General features: G+C 61.3%; 17 protein-coding genes. 11 read left to right on the top strand and 6 right to left on the bottom strand.

From position 1 onward, the window contains the following. Positions 1-7 precede the first annotated feature (7 nt). The 5 genes from queA to secF all read left to right on the top strand — a co-directional run bounded on the left by queA (position 8) and on the right by secF (position 6,054). On the top strand, positions 8-1,060 hold the full coding sequence (queA, locus tag QCE79_RS01790; protein ID WP_309841366.1) for a tRNA preQ1(34) S-adenosylmethionine ribosyltransferase-isomerase QueA: 1,053 nt from the start codon (positions 8-10) through the stop codon (positions 1,058-1,060). 111 nt (positions 1,061-1,171) lie between these two features. Then, on the top strand, positions 1,172-2,332 hold the full coding sequence (tgt, locus tag QCE79_RS01785; RefSeq protein WP_250491790.1) for a tRNA guanosine(34) transglycosylase Tgt: 1,161 nt from the start codon (positions 1,172-1,174) through the stop codon (positions 2,330-2,332). A 222-nt stretch (positions 2,333-2,554) separates the two neighbouring features. Beyond that, the gene (gene yajC / locus QCE79_RS01780) at positions 2,555-2,881 is read left to right on the top strand and encodes a preprotein translocase subunit YajC (protein ID WP_244827017.1); all 327 of its coding nucleotides are present in this window, start codon (positions 2,555-2,557) and stop codon (positions 2,879-2,881) included. Between the two features lie 123 nt (positions 2,882-3,004). Beyond that, positions 3,005-5,077 (top strand): protein translocase subunit SecD, encoded by a 2,073-nt coding sequence (secD, locus tag QCE79_RS01775; protein WP_244827016.1) that lies wholly within the window; start codon positions 3,005-3,007, stop codon positions 5,075-5,077. A 26-nt stretch (positions 5,078-5,103) separates the two neighbouring features. After that, a complete protein-coding gene (gene secF, locus QCE79_RS01770) occupies positions 5,104-6,054 on the top strand; it encodes a protein translocase subunit SecF (protein WP_250463062.1) in 951 nt (316 codons plus the stop codon). Positions 6,055-6,186: 132 nt separating this feature from the next. Here secF and QCE79_RS01765 read toward each other — a convergent pair whose 3' ends face one another. From QCE79_RS01765 to QCE79_RS01755, 3 genes are all read right to left on the bottom strand, one after another. Further along, positions 6,187-6,705, bottom strand: a complete 519-nt coding sequence (locus QCE79_RS01765; protein WP_244827958.1) for a YceI family protein — start codon at positions 6,703-6,705, stop codon at positions 6,187-6,189. A gap of 124 nt (positions 6,706-6,829) precedes the next feature. Then, positions 6,830-7,393 (bottom strand): YceI family protein, encoded by a 564-nt coding sequence (locus QCE79_RS01760; RefSeq protein ID WP_244827014.1) that lies wholly within the window; start codon positions 7,391-7,393, stop codon positions 6,830-6,832. 119 nt (positions 7,394-7,512) lie between these two features. Continuing rightward, complete coding sequence (locus QCE79_RS01755; protein WP_309841360.1) at positions 7,513-8,082, bottom strand: cytochrome b; 570 nt, start codon at positions 8,080-8,082, stop codon at positions 7,513-7,515. A gap of 498 nt (positions 8,083-8,580) precedes the next feature. Here QCE79_RS01755 and QCE79_RS01750 point away from each other — a divergent pair, with 498 nt between their 5' ends. The 5 genes from QCE79_RS01750 to QCE79_RS01730 all read left to right on the top strand — a co-directional run bounded on the left by QCE79_RS01750 (position 8,581) and on the right by QCE79_RS01730 (position 12,992). Then, positions 8,581-9,246, top strand: coding sequence for a paraquat-inducible protein A (locus QCE79_RS01750; RefSeq protein ID WP_250525385.1), 666 nt, complete (start codon positions 8,581-8,583; stop codon positions 9,244-9,246). Beyond that, entirely contained in the window at positions 9,243-9,932 is a 690-nt protein-coding gene (locus QCE79_RS01745; RefSeq protein WP_250463056.1) for a paraquat-inducible protein A, read from the top strand. Before QCE79_RS01750 ends, QCE79_RS01745 begins: the two co-directional genes overlap by 4 nt. Beyond that, complete coding sequence (locus QCE79_RS01740; RefSeq protein WP_250463054.1) at positions 9,925-11,592, top strand: intermembrane transport protein PqiB; 1,668 nt, start codon at positions 9,925-9,927, stop codon at positions 11,590-11,592. Before QCE79_RS01745 ends, QCE79_RS01740 begins: the two co-directional genes overlap by 8 nt. Further along, complete coding sequence (locus QCE79_RS01735; protein ID WP_250491787.1) at positions 11,589-12,311, top strand: membrane integrity-associated transporter subunit PqiC; 723 nt, start codon at positions 11,589-11,591, stop codon at positions 12,309-12,311. Before QCE79_RS01740 ends, QCE79_RS01735 begins: the two co-directional genes overlap by 4 nt. 72 nt (positions 12,312-12,383) lie before the next feature. Next, positions 12,384-12,992, top strand: coding sequence for a glutathione S-transferase N-terminal domain-containing protein (locus QCE79_RS01730; RefSeq protein WP_244827008.1), 609 nt, complete (start codon positions 12,384-12,386; stop codon positions 12,990-12,992). Between the two features lie 422 nt (positions 12,993-13,414). Here QCE79_RS01730 and QCE79_RS01725 read toward each other — a convergent pair whose 3' ends face one another. The 3 genes from QCE79_RS01725 to QCE79_RS01715 form a co-directional block, all read right to left on the bottom strand. After that, entirely contained in the window at positions 13,415-13,972 is a 558-nt protein-coding gene (locus tag QCE79_RS01725) for a TetR/AcrR family transcriptional regulator (RefSeq protein ID WP_244827007.1), read from the bottom strand. A 163-nt stretch (positions 13,973-14,135) separates the two neighbouring features. Beyond that, entirely contained in the window at positions 14,136-15,272 is a 1,137-nt protein-coding gene (gene mnmA / locus QCE79_RS01720; protein ID WP_250508560.1) for a tRNA 2-thiouridine(34) synthase MnmA, read from the bottom strand. 14 nt (positions 15,273-15,286) lie between these two features. Continuing rightward, positions 15,287-15,778: an NUDIX hydrolase gene (locus QCE79_RS01715; protein WP_250525382.1), complete on the bottom strand. Its 492-nt coding sequence runs from the start codon at positions 15,776-15,778 to the stop codon at positions 15,287-15,289. Positions 15,779-16,000: 222 nt separating this feature from the next. Between QCE79_RS01715 and QCE79_RS01710 the strand changes: the two genes are divergently transcribed. Then, the gene (locus tag QCE79_RS01710; RefSeq protein ID WP_309841355.1) at positions 16,001-17,146 is read left to right on the top strand and encodes a Re/Si-specific NAD(P)(+) transhydrogenase subunit alpha; all 1,146 of its coding nucleotides are present in this window, start codon (positions 16,001-16,003) and stop codon (positions 17,144-17,146) included. The last annotated feature ends 16 nt before the right edge of the window (positions 17,147-17,162 follow it).

Raw genomic sequence — 17,162 nt, 5'->3', positions numbered from 1 at the left:
AAACGCCATGTTCACGCTTTCCGATTTCGATTTTAATCTGCCGCCCGAGCTGATCGCGCAGAGTGCGCTCACCGAGCGCAGCGCGAGCCGTCTGCTCGAAGTGGATAATCGCGTTTCGCCGGCCACGCTCATCGACCGGCGTTTCTCCGATCTGCCGAACCGGCTCGACGCCGGCGATCTGCTCGTCTTCAACGATACCAAAGTACTCAAGGCGCGCTTCCTCGGCCAGAAGGCCAGTGGCGGACGCGTGGAAGTGCTGGTAGAGCGTCTGACGGGCGCAACCACCGCGCTTGCGCAGATTCGCGCGAGCAAGAGTCCCGGGCCGGGCACGACCATTCGCCTCGCCGATGCATTCGATGTCACCGTCGGCGAGCGCGTCGAACCGTTCTATACGCTGCATTTTCCGGCCGAATGCCTGACGCTCATCGAGCAATACGGGCGCTTGCCGCTTCCGCCGTATATCGAGCACGACCCCGACGCCTACGACGAAACGCGTTATCAGACCGTCTACGCAGCAAATCCCGGCGCGGTCGCGGCGCCGACGGCAGGCCTCCATTTCGACGATGCCCTCTTCGCCCGGCTCGACGCGCGTGGAGTCGAACGCGCCACGCTCACGCTGCACGTCGGCGCGGGCACGTTTCAGCCGGTACGCGTGGACAATATCGCCGAGCACAAGATGCACAGCGAGTGGTACGAGTTGCCGCAGTCGCTCGTCGATAAAATCGCGGCGGTGAAGGCGCGCGGCAATCGCGTGATCGCCGTGGGCACGACGTCCATGCGCGCGCTGGAAGCCGCCGCCCGCGACGCCGCCGAAGCCGGCCGCCCGCTTGCCGCAACGAGCGCCGAGACGGATATCTTCATCACGCCGGGTTACACCTTCCGCGTGGTCGACCGGCTCGTCACCAATTTCCATTTGCCGAAGTCGACGCTCCTGATGCTCGTGTCCGCCTTCGCCGGCATGGACGCGATCCGCGCGGCTTACCAGCACGCCATCGACGAGAAATACCGTTTCTTCAGTTATGGCGATGCCATGCTTTTGACTCGCCATTCCCAAACTTAACCATCTACGCGCCGGACGTATCGACCGAAGCTGACGGCTTGACTTCCATGGCCAGCGACAGCGCTTACCATGGCGACAATCTCTGCGCTCCCCGGCGGCCCAGGAACCACAATGACCGAGAATCACACTCCGCCCGACAACGGCCTCAAGTTCGAACTGCTCGCCACCGACGGACAGGCGCGTCGCGGCCGTCTGACGCTGAATCACGGCGTCGTCGAAACGCCGATCTTCATGCCGGTCGGTACCTACGGCACTGTCAAGGCAATCCAGCCGCGCGAACTCGAAGAGATTCGCGCGCAGATCATCCTCGGCAACACGTTTCATCTTTGGCTGCGTCCGGGTCTCGAGACCATCGGCGCGCATGGCGGGCTGCACAGGTTCATGGGATGGAATCGTCCCATTCTCACGGACTCGGGCGGCTTTCAAGTGTTTTCGCTGGGCGAACTGCGCAAGATCACGGAAGAAGGCGTGACGTTCGCTTCGCCGATCAATGGCGACAAACTCTTTCTCTCGCCCGAAGTGTCGATGCAGATCCAGAAGGTGCTGAATTCAGACATCGTCATGCAGTTCGACGAGTGCACGCCTTACGCCACGAACGGCGTACCGACGACGCACCAGGAAGCCGCCGACTCCATGCGCATGTCCATGCGCTGGGCGAAGCGCTCCATCGACGAGTTCAACGGGCTCGGCAATCCGAACGCGCTGTTCGGCATCGTGCAGGGCGGCATGTTCGAGGACTTGCGCGACGAGTCGCTCGCGGGTCTCTCGGAAATAGGCTTCCATGGGCTCGCCATAGGCGGTCTTTCGGTCGGCGAGCCGAAGGAGGACATGATGCGCGTGCTCGATCACATCGGTCCGAAGCTGCCCGCCGACAAGCCGCATTATTTGATGGGCGTCGGCACGCCGGAAGATCTGGTCGCGGGCGTGGCCGCAGGCGTCGACATGTTCGATTGCGTGATGCCCACGCGCAACGCACGCAACGGCTGGCTCTTCACGCGCTTCGGCGACCTCAAGATCAAGAACGCGACGCACAAGAACTCGCAAAAGCCGCTCGACGAAAGCTGCGGTTGTTATACGTGCCGCAATTTCACGCGCGCTTATCTGCACCATCTGCATCGCGTGGGGGAAATTCTGGGCGCGCAGCTGAACACCATTCACAACTTGCATTACTACCTGGAACTTATCGGCGAAGTGCGCCAATCGATCGAAACGCACACGTTCGAGGCATTTCGCAAGACGTTCGCGGAGAATCGTGCGCGCGGCGTCGACTAAGGCGGGACGGATATCGTCCGGACAGGCATTACAATCGCCTTTCCGTCGCTCGCAACGGACTCTCGAAAGTCGCGGTAACGGCTTGATGCCAAAGCGCATTCCAGCCATTTGAGGGGCGCGGCGAGTGGTAGAATATCGGGCTAATTTCTGACCCAGGTTTTCAAACGCATTTGCGAACGTCATTTCGAACGCAATTCTGAACGTATTAACGGAGAGACCAACGTGTCGTTCATTTCCAATGCCTTTGCACAAGGCACCGCCAGCAGCGCGGAATCGAGCCTGATGAGCTTCCTGCCGCTGATCCTGATGTTCGCCGTGTTGTACTTCATCATGATCCGTCCGCAGATGAAGCGTCAGAAAGAACATCGCAACATGCTGTCGGCCATGGCCAAGGGCGATGAAGTCGTCACGAACGGCGGCATCGTCGGCAAGGTCACGAAGGTGTCGGAAGCTTACGTTGGCGTTGAAATCGCCGAAGGCACGGAAATCACCGTGCAGAAGGCTGCCGTCACGACCATTCTCCCGAAGGGCACCATCAAAGCGCTGTAAGGCCACGTTCCTTCGCGTCCGGCGCGGCCTCGCCACCGAGCCACCGGGTCTTCCCATGCGGTTCGCAGCGCATGACGCCGGACGCCCCCTCCCCCGCAGCCAACTTTCCGTTCGGCCATCCCCATGAATCGTTATCCCCTCTGGAAGTATGTCGTGATGCTGGTGGCGCTCGTCATCGGTCTCGTCTACACGCTTCCCAATTTCTTCGGCGAAGCGCCTGCCGTGCAGGTATCGAGCGGCAAGGCAACCGTGAAGCTCGACTCCGCCACGCTTTCGACTGTCGAGAGCGCGCTCGCCGCGGCAAAGATCCAGTCCGACGAAGTCACGTTCGACAACTCGTCGGCGAGTGCGAACATTCGTGTGCGTCTGAAAGACACGGACACGCAGTTGCATGCGAAAGACATCATCACGAAGGCGCTGAACAGCGACCCGACCGACCCGCAGTACATCGTCGCGCTGAACCTGCAGAGCGCATCGCCGCGCTGGCTCTCCGCGCTGCATGCATTGCCGATGTACCTCGGTCTCGACTTGCGCGGCGGCGTGCACTTCCTGCTGCAAGTGGACATGGCCGGCGCGCTCAACAAGAAGCTCGATTCCGACGCCGCCGACGCGCGCACTTACCTGCGCGACCGCAATATCCGCGATGGCGGCGTGAATCGCGTGGGGCAATCGGTGGTGGTGAATTTCGCCGATGCGGCCGCGGCCGACAACGCGCGCACGTTGCTCACGACGGGCGTCGCCGAATTGCAATGGACCACGCGTCAGGGCGGCGACGGCTATCAGGTGGTCGGCACCTTCACGCCGGGCACGCAGCGCACGGTGGAAGACGGCGCGCTCAAGCAAAACATCACGACGCTGCATAACCGCGTCAACGAACTCGGCGTGGCCGAGCCCGTGATTCAGCAGCAGGGTTCGGACCGGATCGTCGTCGAGCTGCCGGGCGTGCAGGACACGGCGAAGGCAAAGGACATCATCGGCCGCACGGCGACGCTCGAAGCACGTCTCGCCGATCCCGTGAACACCTACGGAAACGCAACCGACCCGGTGCCGCCGGGCGACGAAGCGTTCAAGCAGGGCGACCGCACCGTGTTCCTGCGCAAGCAGATCATCTTCACGGGCGACCGCATCATCGACGCGTCCACGGGCTTCGACGATCATCAGCGTCCGTCCGTGAATCTTCGCCTCGACTCGGCCGGCGGCCGCGCGGTGTCGAGCGTGTCGCGCGACAACATCGGCAAGCCGATGGCCATGGTTCTGTTCGAAAAGGGCAAGGGCGAAGTGCTGACGGTCGCGACCATCCAGTCCGAACTCGGCGACCGCTTCCAGATTACCGGCCAGCCGACGCCGCAAGCCGCCACGGATCTCGCGCTGCTCTTGCGCGCCGGTTCGCTCGCAGCGCCAATGGACATCATCGAGGAACGCACGGTCGGGCCGAGCCTTGGCGCCGACAACATCAAGAAGGGCTTCGATTCGGTGCAGTACGGTTTCGCCGCGATCGCCATCTTCATGATCGTGTACTACATGCTGTTCGGCCTGATCTCCATGTTGTCGCTGTCGGTCAACCTGCTGCTGCTCGTCGCGATCCTCTCCATGCTGCAGGCCACGCTGACCTTGCCGGGTATCGCGGCTATTGCGCTTGCGCTCGGCATGGCGATCGACGCGAACGTGCTGATCAACGAACGTATCCGCGAAGAACTGCGTAACGGCGCGCCGCCGCAAACGGCGATACAGGAAGGTTTCAAGCACGCCTGGGCGACCATTCTCGACTCGAATGTCACCACGCTGATCGCCGGTCTCGCGCTGCTCGCGTTCGGCTCGGGTCCGGTACGCGGCTTCGCGGTCGTGCACTGTATCGGCATTCTGACCTCGATGTTCTCGGCGGTGTTCTTCTCGCGCGGCCTCGTGAACCTGTGGTACGGCGGCAAGAAGAAGCTGAAGTCGCTGGCTATCGGTCAAGTGTGGCGCCCGGAAGGCGGCAACACCGAAGCTGCGGCGGCCGCGTATCTCGCCGCCCAACGCGGTGACGATTCGCCCGTCGACGAAATCATCAAGACGGCGAAAGGCAAGACCAAGACGGCTGTTCCCGTCGCGGCGCCGCGTGCTCAGGTTCAGACGCCTGCGCGCGGTGGCAAGCCGAGCGTGCGCCGCCGTTCTGGTCCTGGCATCGATGAGGAAAAACCGGGTTCGCCCCGCTGATTGACTGAACCCCGGAGAAACGAAACATGGAATTCTTCCGCATTCGCCGCGACTTGCCGTTGATGCAGCGCGCGTTGATCTTCAACGCGATCTCGCTCATCACGTTCCTCGCGGCCGTTTTTTTCCTCGTGCATCGAGGCCTGCATCTGTCGGTGGAGTTCACGGGCGGGACGGTCATCGAGGTGCAGTATCCGCAAGCCGTGCCGCTCGAACCCGTGCGCGGCACCATGGCCAGGCTCGGTTACGCCGATGCGCAAGTGCAGAACTTCGGCACATCGCGCGACGTGCTCATCCGTTTGCCGATCAAGCAAGGCCTCACGTCGGCGCAGCAGAGCGATCAGGTGATCACCGCGCTCAAGGTCAACGACCCGCAAGTCACACTGCAACGTGTCGAGTTCGTCGGGCCCCAGGTGGGCAAGGAACTCGTGACCAACGGGCTGTTGGCGCTGGCTTGCGTGGTGATCGGCATCGTGATCTATCTGTCGTTCCGCTTCGAGTGGAAGTATGCGGTGGCGGGCGTTATCGCCAACTTGCACGACGTGGTGATCATTCTCGGCTTCTTCGCTTACTTCCAGTGGGAGTTCTCGCTGTCCGTGCTGGCGGCGATTCTCGCGGTGCTCGGCTATTCGGTTAACGAGTCGGTGGTTATCTTCGACCGGATTCGTGAAACCTTCCGCAAGCAGCGCAAGATGACGGTGATCGAGGTCATCAACCACGCGATCACGAGCACGATGTCGCGAACCATCATTACTCACGGCTGTACGGAAATGATGGTGCTCTCGATGTTCTTCTTCGGCGGTCCGACGCTGCATTACTTCGCGCTGGCGCTGACGGTGGGTATTCTGTTCGGTATCTACTCGTCGGTGTTCGTGGCCGCCGCGCTTGCGATGTGGCTGGGCGTGAAGCGTGAAGATCTCGTCAAGGACAAGAAGGACAGGTTCGATCCGAACGATCCGAACGCGGGCGCTCAGGTTTAAGGCGCGTCGTAACGATGGACAAGCAAAGGGCCGGTCTTCGAAAGGAGACCGGCCCTTCGCATTTGGCGCGGGCGCAAAAAAACCGCCTCACGTACAGCACGCGAGGCGGTTTCATCCCACACTCGATGAAACTTACTGCTTCACCCCTTCGGCCTGGATATGCAGCGTCGTCTTCAGGCTGAAGCCGTACGACTTGCCGTAGTCCATGCCGAAGTCGCCGCGATCGAACGTCGCCGACGCTTCCGTGCCGCACACTTCCTTCTTCATCATCGGATTGACGAAGCACTTGAAGGTGTCGAGCTTCAGGTTGAGCGGCTTGGTCACGCCGTGCATGGTCAGCGTGCCGATGACTTCAACCGGCGTGTCGCCGTTGAAGCGGATCGACGTGCCCTTGTACACCGCGGTCGGGTACTTGGCGACATCGAAGAATTCGGCTTTTTGCAGATGCTCGTCGAGCTTCGCGTTGCCGGTGTTGATCGATGCAATGTCGATCGTCACTTCAGCCGTGCCGGTCTTTGCCGCGCGATCGAGCACGACGGTGCCGCTGCTCTTGTTGAACTTGCCGCGCCACGTGGACACGCCGCCGAAGTGATCGGATTCGAAGCTCGGATACGTGTGGTTCGGATCGAGCTGGTAGGTGTCAGCGGCCATTGCGCTGAACGAAAGGCTTGCTGCAAGCGCGCCTGCGGCGAAAACGGAAAGTTTGTTCAAGTGCTTCTCCTGGTTGAATCGTTGCGATGCAATGAGTTGGCTTTGATTTGCTTGAGTCGGCCGCTTACTTCTTCGCGGCGACGATATGAAACTTGATGACGACATCGTCGGCGACCACCGACGTGTCTTTCCATTCACCCGTTCCAATGTCGAACTGGTTGCGCTTGATCGGCAGCGAGCCGTCGAACGTTTCCGTTGCGCCCTGCTGCGTGATGGTCACGGGCACCGTGACCGTCTGCGACTTGCCCTTGATGGTGATTTTGCCCGTCACCTTGTATTGATTGCCGCCCGCCGGCGCAATGGCGCTCGAAACGAACGTGGCGGTCGGATAGGTCGCGGCATCGAACCATTCCTTGCCGCGCACCTGCTTGTTGTAGTCGTCGTCGCCGAGATCGTAGCTGCCGGTATCGATCGTGATATTCGCGCTGCCGGCGGCGGGCTTGGCCGGATCGAACGAAATCTGCGCCGTGAACTTGTTGAACTTGCCGTCCGTGGGCACGTTCATCTGCTTCGATGTCGCGGTCACGCTGCTCTTGCTTACGTCCACTTGCGCATGTGCGCCGATGGCGAGCGCAAGCGAGCTCGCCGATACGGCGGCCAGCATCCAACGATTGAGTTTCACTTTCATGTGTACCTTTTCCTGATCGGGTCCGACGAACATCCGGTATTGGAAATCAAAAGAATGCTGGAACAAACAGCAGGCGGGAAACGCCTTGCCAACGCACAGGAAACAATCGCATCGGCGGCTTAGCGCAGAAACGGAAGCATGCGGCCGAGCAAGCCATCGCGATCGACGAAATGATGCTTGAGTGCCGCGAGCACGTGCATCACGACGAAGAAGAGCAACGTGTAGTTCAGCGCAATATGCACGATTCTCAACGTCGCCTTCAAAGCCTTGTCCGGCCCGATGATGGTTGGCAACGGCAACACGCCGAGATAAACCACCTGCAAGCCGGCCGCGGAACTATAAAGATAACCCGATGCGGGAATCACCAGCATGAGTGCGTAAAGGAGGAAATGCGTGAGATGCGCCGCGCCCTTCTGCCAGCCCGGCATGTCGGCGGGCATGGGCGGCGCGCGATGCGTGGCGCGCCACACGAGCCGCAGAACGGCAAGCGCGAACACGGTCACGCCAATCCACTTGTGCCACGAAAAATACTTGAGCTTGGTCGGCGTGAAACCCGGGATGTCCGTCATGATCCAGCCGAGATAAAAGCCGCATACGATCAGCAACGCAATCAGCCAGTGCAGGCCGATTGCCGTGGCGCTGTATCGTCCGGTCGACTGAGCCGACGCGATGCGAACGCTGCTTTCCATATTGCTTCACCCTGATATTCATCGTTATGCGGCTGGCCGTCCGGAACGACGGGCCTTCAAGGCCGCAATCCTACATCAACAATACGGAATTGCCAGCGCGTGCGAGGTGTCTGCCCAATAGCCGCAAAGCCCCGCCGCCATTGACGCTGCGCGCTCTTTTGCTGCTACGTCGCACTGTTGCAACGAACTATTCTGCCCATGCAACGGTCGATTGATTCATTCGGCTTCAGTCGCCCGCGCGCCCTGCAAGACGCCTATTACACGCCCGACCGACGCCCGACCGACGCCCAATGAGGAATAACGATGGAGCATGCGCCAATATTCCCGCGCTCGTTTCACCGCGTCCACCACCTGTCCGCGCCGCCAGATAAGCGTCAGTCCCGCGACGTTTGTTACCATGCTGCTTCCGATCGCGCTGGCTCGTAATTTGCTGTGCTCGCTCCGAGCCGATCTTCGCGGCGCCAGATCAACCCGCATCAGAAGGCTCGGCTTCAGACCATGAACGAGAACGAACCGGATGAACTCATTGCGTGCCACGAGTGTGACGCGCTTTTCAAGAAGCGCGCGTTGCCCCGGCATACGTCGGCGCGCTGTCCGCGTTGCGGTGCGCTGCTCTATCGCAGTATCGCGGACAATCTCGATCGCATCAGCGCCATGACGCTCGCCGCGCTGATCACCTTCGTGATCGCGCAGGCGTTTCCCATCGTCGAACTGGACGCCAACGGCATCACTTCGCAGACCACGCTGATCGGTGCAATCGTTTCCTTGTGGAACGAGCAGATGGAGATCATCGCGGTGCTGGTGTTCTTCGCCACCATCTTCGCGCCGCTCGCCGAACTGCTCGCGCTGCTCTACGTGCTCGTGCCGCTGCGCGCGGGTTACGTGCCGCCGGGCTTCAATGCCACGTTACGCACCATTCAGTTCGTACGTCCGTGGGGAATGATCGAAGTGTTCATGCTCGGCGTGCTCGTCACGCTCGTGAAGATGGTGAGTCTCGCGCGCGTGATTCCCGAAGCCGCGCTGTTCGCTTTCGGCGCGCTGACGCTGATGGTCGCCGTGGTCGTGAGCTTCGATCCTCAACGGCTGTGGGATATCGCCGAAAAGCTGCCCAAGCGCGCGGAACGCAGACAACGCATCGCACCGACGGTGAGGCAGAAATCATGAATCCGGATCAAACCAGCGCGGCCGTCGATGAACCCGAAGCGCCTCCGCCTACGCTCTACACCACGGCATCGCGCCAGAACGTCGTGGCGTGCCACGCATGCGGTCTGGTGCAGCCGCTCGCGCATACCATCGAAAGACAGCGCTGCACGCGCTGCGACGCGGTCGTGCACCGGCGGCACCCGGATGCCATCGCGCGCACGTGGGCACTTCTTATCAGCGCGGCGATTTTGTACATTCCGGCGAACCTGTTTCCGGTCATGCACACGTCGTCCATTCTCGGCTCCGAGGACGACACCATCATGTCGGGCGTCGCGCTCTTCTGGAACGATGGTGACTATCCGCTCGCGGCAATCATCTTCATTGCCAGCATTCTCGTACCGATGATGAAGCTCGCCACGCTCGGCTTCCTGCTCATCAGCGTACAGCGACGCTCGGTGTGGCGACCGCGCCAGCGGACCACGCTCTTTAGAATCGTCGAAGGCATCGGACGATGGTCGATGCTCGACGTCTTCGTGGTCACGCTCACCGTCGCGCTGGTGCGTTTCAAGTCGCTCGCGGTCATCACGGCGGGACCGGGAACCATCGCCTTCGCTTCGGTGGTCGTGCTCACCATGCTCGCATCCATGCAATTCGACCCGCGCCTCATATGGGACAACATAGAACCGTCAGGAAAGAAACATGACTAGTGGCCAGGGGCCGAACGGGCCGAACGAATCCACGCGTGGTGACGAGCCGTCGAAACAAGGCGGCGGACTGCCGCCCAATCTGCCGGAACCGGTGATCGAGCCACGCAGCCGCTGGCTGCCTTCGCTCGTGTGGGTCATTCCGCTCGTGGCGGCGTTGATCGGCATCTTTCTGGTGGTCAAGACGGTGACGAGCCGTGGACCGACGGTGACCATCAGCTTCGTCAGCGCGGAAGGGCTCGAGACCGGCAAGACCAAGGTGAAGTACAAGGACGTGGATATCGGCACGGTCAAGTCGATCACGTTGTCGAAAGACCATTCACGCGTACTCGTCGATGTGCAACTCACCAAGGAAGCCACCGATTTCGCCGTGAAGGACACGCGCTTCTGGGTCGTGCGCCCGCGCGTGGCGGCAAGCGGGGTGACGGGGTTGTCCACCTTGCTCTCGGGTGCGTATATCGGTGTCGATGCGGGCAAGTCCTCCGAGGATCAGAGCTATTTCGTCGGGCTGGAGACGCCGCCCGCCGTCACGGCGGATCAGAAGGGCCACACTTTCACGCTGCACGGAGAATCTCTCGGTTCGCTCGATATCGGCTCGCCGGTCTATTACCGGCGCGTGCAGGTCGGTCAGGTGACGGCGTTTTCGCTCGACAAGGACGGCACCGGCGTCACCATGCAAGTGTTCGTCAATTCGCCCTACGATCAATATGTAGGCGGCAATTCGCGCTGGTGGCATGCGAGCGGCGTGGATCTGCGCCTGGATTCGAGCGGCTTCACGCTGAACACGCAGTCGCTCGCGACGGTGATTCTCGGCGGCATTGCGTTCCAGACGCCGCCGAACCAGCAATCGGGCGCGCAGGCAAAGGACAACTCCACGTTCCGCCTCGCCGCCGACCAAGCCGACGCCATGCGCGATCCGGACGGCGAACCCGTGCACGTGGTGATGAACTTCAATCAGTCGCTGCGCGGCTTGTCGGTCGGCGCGCCGGTCGATTTCCGCGGCATCGTGCTCGGTCAGGTGACGGGTATCGGCGTGCGCTACGACCAGGAATCGCATTCCTTCATGATGCCGGTGACGATCGACCTCTATCCGGACCGCCTCGGCCGGCGCGCGAAGGAAGCGCTCCCCGACAAGGGGTCGCCGGCGAGCCAGGACATGCTCAATCTGCTCGTCAAGCGCGGTCTGCGCGGCCAGTTGCGCACGGGCAATCTGCTGACGAGCCAGCTTTACGTCGCGCTCGACTTCTTCCCGAAGGCGCCGGCCGCGAAGGTGCTCGCGAACACAGACCCGATCGAGTTGCCGACCGTGCCGAACACGCTCGACGAATTGCAATTGCAGATCGCCGACATCGCCCGCAAGCTCGACAAGATTCCGTTCGACGAGATCGGCACGAATCTGAACGGCTCGCTCAAGCAGGCCAATGCGCTCTTCAAGCAACTCGATACGGAAGTCGTGCCGGAAATGCGCAGCACGCTGACCGAGGCGCAGAAAACCTTCGGCGCGGCGCAATCGACGCTTTCGCAAGATTCGCCGGTCCAGTCCGACGTGCGTCAGGCCATGCAGGAACTCACGCGGACGCTGCAATCGCTCAATGCGCTCGCCGATTATCTGGAACGCCATCCGGAATCGCTGTTGCGCGGGAAAACGGGAGAAAAACCATGAGGTTCGTCGCGTCGTTGTTGACTCTGGGCGCGGCAGGCGTGCTCGCCGCCTGCGCCTCGTCGCCGTCGAGCCGCTTCTACACGCTGACCGGAACGGACGCGCCGGGCGCGGCGCCCGCGCAGCCGGCCTCGCTCTATTTCGAACTCGCGCCGGTGGACATGCCGCAGCAGGTCACGCGCAACCAGTTGGTCGTGCAGACGAGCCCCGCGCAGGTCAAGGTGCTCGAAACGGAACGCTGGGCCTCGCTGCCGTCCGACGAAATGCGGCGCGCGCTGTCCGCGGATCTGACACGCCAGCTCGGTGCGATCGATGTCTCGGGCACGGCGCGGCCGGAAGGAACGCCGCTGTATCGCGTGAAGGTGAACGTGCAGCGCTTCGAATCGTGGCCGGGCTCGCGGGCCGTGATCGACGCCGTGTGGAGTGTGCAGACATCGGCGGGAGCGCAGACGACGCTCACGTGCCGGACCGTGGCGCAGGAACGCGTCGGCGATGGTTTCGATGCGCTCGTCGACGGGCATCGGCAGGCGGTGAGCGAGATTGCATCGGCGATTTCGAGCGGCGTGCGAAGTGTCGCCGCGCTGCCGCCCGCGCCCGCCGTCTCGTCGTCCGCGAAGGGCAAGACGCCCGCCAGCCCGCCGAGTGCGCCGCTCTTGCCGTGCCCGGCGGGGAATCTGGCGGCGTTGTCACCAGACGACACCCACGCGCGGCGTCCCCTGTAATTTGCCGATGGCTTGCGTGCGTCCGTTAAGATCATTCTCGACTGCATTAAGAAATGATCGCGAAGATAGATAATGAAACTGATCGGTTCGCACACAAGTCCATACGTCCGCAAGGTTCGGATCGTCATGGCAGAGAAGAAGATTGATTGCGAACTGGTGCTCGAGGACGTATGGGCATCCGATTCCAAGATCCACGACTACAACCCGCTCGGCAAGGTGCCCTGCCTGATTCTGGACGACGGCGAAGCGGTGTTCGATTCGCGCGTGATCTGCGAGTTCGTGGATACGCTCACGCCTGTCGGCAAGCTTCTGCCGCAGGAACGCCGCGAGCGCACCGAAGTGCGCTGCTGGGAAGCGCTCGCCGACGGCATGCTCGACGCCGCCGTGCTGATTCGCCTGGAAGGCGTGCTGCGTGAGGAAGGACAGCGCAGCGAGGCGTGGATCAAGCGGCAGCGTTTGAAGATCGACGACGGCATTCGCGCAATGGCGCGCGGTCTTGGCTCGAAGCAATGGTGCTCGGCGAACCGCTTCACACTTGCCGATATCGCCTGTGGTTGCGCACTCAGTTATCTGGATTTCCGCCTGCCAGAGTTGAATTGGCGCGATGCGCATCCGGCGCTCGATAAGTTTTACGCGCGGCTTGCGCAACGGCAGTCGTTCGTGGATACGGCGCCGGCTTGAACGCGAGTGGACACTTCGCTTCCCGGATTGACGCGGCCTCGATGGCTGCGTTTGCTTTGTTAAAAGCTACGCGTGGCCCATTCAGCATTCGCAAATCGATCTTGTCACGATAATCGCGGCAAATTTCCGATTGTTTTGCGGCTTGCTTCGTACGACGACTGCTGCACGAAATCGTCACTAATCCGCAATTCAAATTGAATCTACTCCTAGATAGATTTTCGTAACGTTTAACCCGTTGCAAATAACTAATATGCGACGGAATTCAAGCCGCAAGCTTTAAACGGCGGCTACTGTCGCTCAATTGTCCGCACCGACACCATTCGAAGGCAAAGTAAAACACTTCCCGTCAAAATCTATCTACCTAAAGATAGGTTATACAACGCGAAAACCCATGAGATCCACATAGTTATCCACAGGGTAATCTATCGTCTGACAGCGTCGACAACTTCGTCCAGTCTGGCGCGCGTTTGAAACAGCCGGCAAGCAAGCAAACTGCCTTGAAATGCAGCATATAAGGCGCGCGCCGCCGCTTCCGGCTTGCCACCCGCATCGAGCGTGTCTTGCGCTTCACCTTCCGCGAGCACTTTCGCCAGCCAATTCTCGTTCGCCTTGAAAAAACCCTGCACGGCTTGACGAACCTTTTCGGGTAACGAATCGAAATCCGCCGAAAGCATGCCGCACAGGCACACTTGCTTCCCGTCGCCGAGAATGCGCCCAAACAGTTTCGTGTATCGATCGAGTTTTTTGTCGGCCGCCGCGGAACTGTCGATGGCATAGACCGACGACATGACATCCGCGCTGTAGGCATTCACGGCTTCCAGCGCCAGGTCTTCCTTGGCGGGAAAGTAGTAATGGATGCTCGACGTCTTCACGCCGACCAACTCGGACAAGTCGCGATAGCTGAAGCCGTTGTACCCGCGCGTCATGATGAGCGTCTGTGCATGTTCCAGCAGTGCTTCGCGTACGGTGTTCTTGTCCATTGCGCAGTCTCCGGATTTTCTGACACTGATGATAGTTATCGCATCCCACGTCGGAGAATTTATCTATCGCTAGATAGACAGTCAAGCACTTGTATCAAAAAAGCTTTATTGCGTCGGTGGAAGTTGGCGAGTTTAGAAGATTCCGAAAACTCGCCGATAAGCGTCAAAGCGCCTGCGTGGCCAACTGCTCCGCGCTCATCGCGGAAGTCTGCCCCGAAGCCGCCTGTTCGATGATGCCGCCACCAAGACACACATCGCCCTGATACAGCACCGCCGATTGCCCCGGCGTCACCGCCCATTGCGCGTCGTCGAAATGGAGCGCGAAGCGGGCATCGTCGGCGCGCGAGAAATGGCACGCGGCATCCTGTTGCCGATAGCGCGTCTTCGCGCCGCAAGCCGCGCCTTCTTCCGGCGCAAACCCGGCGACCCAACTCGTGTTTCCCGCTTCCAGCGTGTTCGACAAGAGCCACGAATGGTCATGCCCCTGCACGACATAAAGCGTGTTGCTTGCCATGTCCTTGCCCGCGACGAACCATGGCTCGCCGCTGCCGTCCTTCGCGCCGCCGATACCAATGCCCTTTCGCTGCCCAAAGGTATAGAACGCCAGTCCGATATGCTCGCCGACGACCTTGCCGTCCGGCGTCTTCATCGGACCGGGCTTGGTCGGCAAATAGCGATTCAGGAATTCGCGAAACGGCCGTTCGCCGATAAAACAGATACCGGTCGAATCCTTCTTCTTCGCGTTCGGCAAACCGATCCGGGCCGCGATCTCGCGGACCTGCGTCTTCGGAATTTCTCCGAGCGGAAACAGCGTCTTCGATAACTGCTGCTGATTCAACCGATGCAGAAAATACGACTGATCTTTCGTGGAGTCGGTCGCCTTGAGCAACTGGAACAGGCCGTCTTGCTCGCGCACGCGCGCGTAATGCCCGGTCGCGATGGTTTGCGCGCCGAGCGACATCGCGTGATCCAGGAACGCCTTGAACTTGATCTCGGCATTGCACAGCACGTCCGGATTCGGCGTGCGGCCGGCCGAGTACTCGCGCAGGAACTCCGCGAACACGCGGTCCTTATATTCGGCGGCGAAGTTCACGGCTTCCACGTCGATGCCGAGCAGATCCGCCACCGACACCACGTCGATCCAGTCCTGACGCGTCGAGCAATATTCGCCGTCGTCGTCGTCTTCCCAGTTCTTCATGAAGAGGCCGACGACGTCGTAACCCTGCTCTTTCAGAAGCCATGCCGTGACCGACGAATCCACGCCGCCCGACATGCCCACCACTACTCTGCGCTTGCTCATAGGAATACCGCGGCTCAAGTCTGCTTAAGAGGCGCGACCGGCGCGACCGAATGCGTATGAATGAAATCGAGCGGCACGCGCCGCCCGGATAAATAATCGTCGACCCGCTGCATGACAAGCGGCGTCCGATGCCGCTCGCTGATCGCGCGGAGCTCGTCGGCGGTCAACCACATCGCGCGGACAATGCCTTCGTCCAGCGCCCGCCCCGCCGTCTCGCCGAGCGACTTGCCGCAAAACGTAAAGCTCAGATACGTGACATCGCCGCTCGCCCGCGTGAAGTGCGTCATGTACGCGCCGACGAGGGCCTCGGGTTCGAAGCGATGCGCCGTTTCCTCCAGCGTCTCGCGGATAGCTGCCTGAACCAGCGATTCGCCTGCTTCCAGATGACCGGCAGGCTGGTTGATTTTCAGGCCGCCGGATGTGTGCTCCTCGACGACGAGGAAGCGTCCATCGGCTTCGATGACCGAAGCCACCGTGACGTGAGGAGCCCAAGTATCTGATTTCATGTTCGATATTTTATCGTGCCGACGCTCATCGCGCCCGGCGCCTTCGAAGCTCGCTCGTGAGAACGAGTGACAACCCTCGGCGGGAAAGAACGAGTGCCGGATCGGCTCATTCTTCGGTTACAGTGGAGACAGCCGTTGATTCCAGCATTTGAAACGAAACTCAGCCCCGAGTTTCCTGACGCCAGCCCCGGCGCGGAAGCGAGAAGACAGGAGGATTCGAATATGCACATCGGAGTGCCTGCTGAAACGGGGGCGAACGAGGCGCGCGTCGCCGCCACGCCCGAAACGGTCAAGAAACTCGTCACTCAGGGGCATCGTGTTTCGGTGCAAAGCGGCGCGGGCTTGCGAGCAAGTTATGTCGACGACGCCTTCGCGCAATCGGGCGCCGATCTCGTCGATGCCGCCACCGCTTTTTCCGCCGAACTCGTTCTAAAAGTTCAGTCTCCGGGCATCGACGAACTCGCGTGGCTCACGCCGGGCGCCGTGGTCATCGGCATGCTCGATCCCTTCAATACCGAAAACACCGCGCGGATCGCCGCCACCGGCGTGACCGCGTTCGCGCTCGAAGCCGCGCCGCGCACGACGCGCGCGCAGAGTCTCGACGTGCTGTCGTCGCAGGCGAACATCGCGGGATACAAGGCGGTGCTCGTCGCCTGCCAGTATTACCAGCGCTTCATGCCGATGCTGATGACCGCCGCCGGCACCGTGAAAGCCGCGCGCGTGCTCGTGCTGGGCGCGGGCGTCGCGGGACTGCAGGCGATTGCGACGGCCAAGCGCTTGGGCGCCGTGGTCGAAGCGTCGGATGTGCGGCCAGCCGTGAAAGAGCAGATCGAATCCCTGGGCGCGAAGTTCGTCGATGTCCCCTTCGAAACCGACGAGGAACGCGCGGCGGCGGAAGGCGTGGGCGGCTACGCGCGGCCCATGCCGCCAAGCTGGCTCGCGCGTCAGTCGGCGCAGGTGCATGAACGCGCAAAGGCGGCGGATATCGTCATCTCGACCGCGCTGATTCCCGGCCGTCCCGCGCCCACCTTGCTGTCCGTGGAAACGGTCAAGCATATGAAACCGGGCTCGGTGATCGTCGATCTCGCGGCGGGACGCGGACCCGAATTCGACGGCCGCAAAGGCGGCAACTGTCCGCTCACCGAAGTCGATCAGGTGGTGATGAAGCATGACGTGCGTATCGTAGGCTTCACGAATCTGGCGTCGATGGTCGCCACCGACGCTTCCGCGCTCTACGCGCGCAACCTGCTCGACTTCCTGAAGCTGATCATCACGAAGGAAGGCACGCTCAACATCGACCTTGCGGACGATATCGTCGCGGCCACGCTTCAGTGCCGCGACGGGCAAGTCACGCGCCCGGCGGCTTAAAAGCACACGGAGATCA

Source organism: Caballeronia sp. LZ003 (assembly GCF_031451465.1).
GTDB lineage: Bacteria > Pseudomonadota > Gammaproteobacteria > Burkholderiales > Burkholderiaceae > Caballeronia.
The sequence above is the reverse complement of the archived record's forward strand: the minus strand, read 5'-3'. Positions and strand labels throughout refer to the sequence as shown.

What these genes read in the sequence shown, in the direction of transcription:
- QCE79_RS01730 (WP_244827008.1), top strand. Translation starts at nt 12,384, where the DNA reads ATGAAACTGATCGGTTCGCACACAAGTCCATACGTCCGCAAGGTTCGG.
- mnmA (WP_250508560.1), bottom strand. Translation starts at nt 15,272, where the DNA reads ATGAGCAAGCGCAGAGTAGTGGTGGGCATGTCGGGCGGCGTGGATTCG.
- QCE79_RS01710 (WP_309841355.1), top strand. Translation starts at nt 16,001, where the DNA reads ATGCACATCGGAGTGCCTGCTGAAACGGGGGCGAACGAGGCGCGCGTC.
- queA (WP_309841366.1), top strand. Translation starts at nt 8, where the DNA reads ATGTTCACGCTTTCCGATTTCGATTTTAATCTGCCGCCCGAGCTGATC.
- QCE79_RS01745 (WP_250463056.1), top strand. Translation starts at nt 9,243, where the DNA reads ATGAATCCGGATCAAACCAGCGCGGCCGTCGATGAACCCGAAGCGCCT.
- QCE79_RS01715 (WP_250525382.1), bottom strand. Translation starts at nt 15,778, where the DNA reads ATGAAATCAGATACTTGGGCTCCTCACGTCACGGTGGCTTCGGTCATC.
- QCE79_RS01750 (WP_250525385.1), top strand. Translation starts at nt 8,581, where the DNA reads ATGAACGAGAACGAACCGGATGAACTCATTGCGTGCCACGAGTGTGAC.
- secD (WP_244827016.1), top strand. Translation starts at nt 3,005, where the DNA reads ATGAATCGTTATCCCCTCTGGAAGTATGTCGTGATGCTGGTGGCGCTC.
- tgt (WP_250491790.1), top strand. Translation starts at nt 1,172, where the DNA reads ATGACCGAGAATCACACTCCGCCCGACAACGGCCTCAAGTTCGAACTG.
- secF (WP_250463062.1), top strand. Translation starts at nt 5,104, where the DNA reads ATGGAATTCTTCCGCATTCGCCGCGACTTGCCGTTGATGCAGCGCGCG.
- QCE79_RS01740 (WP_250463054.1), top strand. Translation starts at nt 9,925, where the DNA reads ATGACTAGTGGCCAGGGGCCGAACGGGCCGAACGAATCCACGCGTGGT.
- QCE79_RS01765 (WP_244827958.1), bottom strand. Translation starts at nt 6,705, where the DNA reads ATGGCCGCTGACACCTACCAGCTCGATCCGAACCACACGTATCCGAGC.
- QCE79_RS01735 (WP_250491787.1), top strand. Translation starts at nt 11,589, where the DNA reads ATGAGGTTCGTCGCGTCGTTGTTGACTCTGGGCGCGGCAGGCGTGCTC.
- QCE79_RS01755 (WP_309841360.1), bottom strand. Translation starts at nt 8,082, where the DNA reads ATGGAAAGCAGCGTTCGCATCGCGTCGGCTCAGTCGACCGGACGATAC.
- QCE79_RS01725 (WP_244827007.1), bottom strand. Translation starts at nt 13,972, where the DNA reads ATGGACAAGAACACCGTACGCGAAGCACTGCTGGAACATGCACAGACG.
- QCE79_RS01760 (WP_244827014.1), bottom strand. Translation starts at nt 7,393, where the DNA reads ATGAAAGTGAAACTCAATCGTTGGATGCTGGCCGCCGTATCGGCGAGC.